Origin of the sequence: Pseudoalteromonas sp. SWYJZ12 (genome assembly GCF_015864395.1) — a bacterium.
Taxonomy (GTDB): domain Bacteria; phylum Pseudomonadota; class Gammaproteobacteria; order Enterobacterales; family Alteromonadaceae; genus Pseudoalteromonas; species Pseudoalteromonas arctica.
In genome coordinates, this window is the sequence record NZ_JADYXH010000052.1 from 1 (window position 1) to 1,183 (window position 1,183).

Sequence of the window (1,183 nt, forward strand, 5' to 3'; positions counted from 1 at the left end):
TTTTTTGTGCACTTGGTTTGGTGTTTTCATTCCTAAACTCAAATGCGGCCTCATTTCATTGTATATTAATATTGATTCTTCGACGAGTTCACGTAGCTCTTTTAGATTTTGGCATTTATAGAGTAAGAACTCCTGTTTCAATATGCCGTTAATACGCTCCGCCAGTGCATTTTGATAGCAGTCATAGCCATCGGTCATTGATGGAATAATGCCATTTTCATTAAGCTTTACTTGATATACCTGCGAGCAATACTGCAACCCTCTATCTGAATGATGAATCGTACTACATTGATACTGACGATTATTGATTGTCATATCTAATGCCTTAACAACATCTGTCGCCTTCATTTCATCACTGAGTTCATAACCCATAATTTTGCGACTATACGCATCAGTTACTAGCGATAGATAGTGAACACCTTGCTCTGATTGAACATAGGTTATATCGCTTACAAAAACCTCTTCTGGCCGCGATGGCTGCACATCTTTTAGCAAGTTAGGATGCTTTTTCATCCAATGTTTACTAAACGTAGTTTTAGTGTAACTACGCTTAGGTTTAACCAATAAACGTTCATTTTTCAAATAACTAAAAAAAGCGTCTCGACCTAAACTTATGCCTCGCTCTATGAATTTTGGTTTAAGTAAAAAATACAACTTTCTTCCACCTAAGCGCGGCATAAAACGTCGTATTTCCAATACCATCGCTTTAACTGGTGCTAGTTCAATAGCACGCAGTTTAGCTCTGCTCTCTCGTTGATATATCGCTTGTCTCGTTATACCAAGCAGCATGCAAGCACGTTCTAAGCTAACTATTTTTTGCTTTTGAAGGCTTCTTGCTCCTTGGCAATATACTTTTTTCGAAGGCTTGTTCCATGCTCAGCGTCAAGAATATTAACCACTTCATTGAGTAACAGGTTACGTAAGTGCTCATCTTCAAGCTCTCGCTCGAGGCGTTTGATTTTTTGAGCGGGACTTTCTTTGGCTTTAGGTGATGTAGGCATAGTTATCTTAGGTGATTGAGTCCAATCCATCTTACCGTGTTTTCTTAACCAAGTAAGCACGGTAGAACGACCTTGTATGCCATAAATTTTTTGGGCTTGTTTATAAGTCATATCGCCTTTTTCTACAGCGTCGACAACTTGTAATTTAAAGCCTAATGAATAATCTCGTTGTGTTCGTTTGA

Annotated in this window: 1 protein-coding gene; it reads right to left on the reverse strand. The window is 38.4% G+C overall.

Translation table 11 applies throughout. From position 1 onward, the window contains the following. A protein-coding gene (locus I6F42_RS19965) for an IS3 family transposase (protein WP_197153193.1) occupies positions 1-1,183 on the reverse strand; the annotation gives its coding sequence in 2 pieces (ribosomal slippage) (positions 1-845 and positions 845-1,183; 1,184 coding nt annotated over the 2 pieces). This gene is flagged as partial in the annotation.